Raw genomic sequence first — 3,016 nt, forward strand, 5'->3', positions numbered from 1 at the left:
AAGACGCCGCCTTTTTGAAAAAAGGCAGCACCCAAAAACTTTTCCTGTTTTTTATCACTGATTTGTTTTCAAACGCGCCCCTAACCGCCAGATATCCCGTCGAGGGTGCCTTGGAAAAAAACATCACAGGTCGCGGGGGCTGGCGGCATCAATGAGCCCCCATCGCATCCGGCCTGATACAGGCGGCGACACCACGCACCGATCAGGCGCAGACCCAGCGCGTTGGCCCCACGCGACATTGCCCGGCCCCTCCTGTCCTGCCCCATCATGTCCCCCTTCCCATCTCCCGCCCCAGTCCGTTCCAACCCTGCATATCCCGGACCGTGGGCATCCCGCCCCCATGCCTCCCGACCGTGCCTATCCTGATCCAACATGTATCTGGCCCAACGCATCCCACCCCCAGCCTGATGGCCCGTCATGGTGGCCGGGCGTGACGTCTCTGACATAACGTTCTGGCATAACGTCTCTGGCATGACGTCTCTGGCAGGGTGCCTATGCCGGGGCGCACCCGGCGGGACGTGACGGATTGGTCCCGCCCGGTATAGCGGCCCCGGCATGGCATGACGGCGCGATACGGGCTAGGATCGTTACAGATTTAGGGTCGTTACAGAGTGCACCGGGAAACCACAGCCGGGCACGCGGGCCATGCAGGGGGACATTACCATTCGCGCCGTTACGTCCATTGATGTCGCCCGGATGGCTGGCGTATCGCAATCCGCCGTTTCGCGCGCATTTTCGCCGGGTTCGAGCATCTCTGCACGGACAAGGAAAAAGGTGATGGACGCCGCCGCGCACCTGGGATATCGGCCCAACCGCATCCCCGCCATCATGCAGTCGGGCCGGTCATACATGGTGGGCGTGGTCATCGGGGGGCTGGAAAACCCGTTTTATGCCACCGCACTTGAACGGCTGGCGACGGCCCTGCGCGAAAGCGGCCTTCAGGTGTTGCTGATGCATGTGGATGACGCCCTGACACTCGACAGTGCGCTGGACCAGTTGGTCAGCTATCGCATCGACGCCATCGTCACGTCCCTGGCCATCGGGTCGGCCGCCGTGGTGCGGGCGCTGTCCGCGCTGCGCCTGCCGGTTGTATGCTTTAATTCATCACGGGTGGGACCATGGATTTCAACCGTCAATTCCGACAACCACGGCGCGGGGCGGGCGGCGGCGCACCTGCTGGCGCGCCATGGGGTCATGCGCCCGGTGTGGCTGGCCGGTCCCACGAAAAACGCGGCGTCGCACGCACGGGGCACGGGCTTCTGCACCGGGCTGTGCGCAACCGGCCTGCCGCCTGCGCACCTGACGACGGTACGGGGCAACGATACATATGACAGCGGGTATGCCGCCATCACCCAGCTGGATCGGCGCGGCATCCGCCCGGATGGCATTTTCGCCAGCAACGACATGATGGCCTGCGGCGTGATCGACGCCCTGCGCGAACGCATGGGGCTGCTGTGCCCGCGCGATGTCGTGGTGGCGGGATATGACAACATCCCGCAGGCCGCATGGCGCAGTTACGACCTGACCTCCTTTGACCAGCATACGGAACAGATGGTCGCACGCGCCATGGGCCTGCTGGACGAGGCCCTTGGCACCAAGGACACGCCCCTGTCGCGCACACATGTGATTGACGCACAGTTGATCGAACGTGGCAGCACGGGCGGCGGCGGGCGAAACGACGATCCCGCCATTCCGTGATGCGCCGCATGAGGGGCGCACGCAGGCGCAGGAAACGCGGACATCGACACGCACGCACGCATGCACACGCAGATACGCACAGAAAGCAGACAGACAACAGACAGACACAAGCACGCACAGCACGAGGACGGGACGGCACCGCACCTGCCCGAACACGGGACGGGACAGGCACAGGCACAGGATCGACACGGGCACGAGCACGGGCACGGGCATGGGCACGGGCATGGGGCAAAGACCCGGCCCTGCGCGATTAGGGGTTGCATCGGGGCATGAAAAGCGTGTTGTTTTGCATAGCTATGCAATCCTCAAGCACGCAGGACCGCACCCATGCCCGAACAGAATTTCCGCAGCATCCTGACCGGATCATTTTCCACGCCCTGTGGTGACAATCCCACCGTCGCGATGATCGAGGCGGCATATCGCCATGCCGGGATCGACGCGCGTTACATCAATTGCGACGTCAGCGCCGAAAACCTGGCCGACGCGGTGCGCGGCGCGCGCGCGATGGAATGGGTTGGTTTCAACTGTTCCCTGCCGCACAAGGTGGCGGTCATCGCGCATCTGGACGACCTGGCCGAAGCGGCGCGGATCATCGGTGCGGTGAACTGTGTCACGATCCGTGATGGCAGGCTGGTGGGCAACAATACCGACGGCAAGGGCTTCCTCGCCTCCTTGCAGGATGTGGTGGACCCGAAGGGCAAGAGGGTCTTCATGCTGGGGGCCGGTGGGGCCGCGCGGGCCATTGCGGTGGAACTGGGCCTGGCGGGGGTTGCGCATCTGGATGTCGTGAACCGTGACCCGGCCAAGGCCGAGACCATCGCCGCTCTGGTGCGTGACAATACCGACAGCGACGCAACCGCCCACCCGTGGGATGGCGCGGCCCGCATTCCCGAAGGGACCGATATCGTCATCAACGCGACCTCGGTGGGGTTGGGCGATGCGCAGGCCATGCCGGAAGTGGACCTCGATACCCTGACAAAGGGGCAGGTCGTGGCGGATGTCATTCCCAACCCGCCCATGACCCGTTTCCTGCGTGCGGCGCGTGAACGTGGCTGCACGCCGCTGGACGGGCTGGGGATGCTGGTGAATCAGGGCGTGATCGGGGTTGAGCTGTGGCTTGGCAAGACGATGGATGCCGATGTGATGAAAAAGACCCTGCGCGATATCTTCGCCGCATCGGACGCGGGCTGAAGCACATCACGGCACAGGGGGCGGCCTCCCCCCCTGAAAAACGCTGCCCTTGGAGGCTGTTTGAAAAGTCAGGCTTAACAATCTCCTGAAATCATAAAGGTTTTTGGTGAAGCTTTTTCCAAAAAGC

General features: G+C 63.5%; 2 protein-coding genes. Both read left to right on the plus strand.

Features of this window, described 5'->3' with window-relative positions; all coding sequences use genetic code 11:
• The first annotated feature begins 645 nt into the window (after window positions 1-645).
• Window positions 646-1,698, plus strand: a complete 1,053-nt coding sequence (locus B7G66_RS03210; protein WP_040511045.1) for a LacI family DNA-binding transcriptional regulator — start codon at window positions 646-648, stop codon at window positions 1,696-1,698.
• Window positions 1,699-2,025: 327 nt separating this feature from the next.
• On the plus strand, window positions 2,026-2,889 hold the full coding sequence (gene aroE, locus B7G66_RS03220) for a shikimate dehydrogenase (protein WP_003621694.1): 864 nt from the start codon (window positions 2,026-2,028) through the stop codon (window positions 2,887-2,889).
• Window positions 2,890-3,016: the final 127 nt, after the last annotated feature.

It is taken from the genome of Novacetimonas hansenii JCM 7643 (genome assembly GCF_000964405.1).
GTDB lineage: Bacteria > Pseudomonadota > Alphaproteobacteria > Acetobacterales > Acetobacteraceae > Novacetimonas > Novacetimonas hansenii.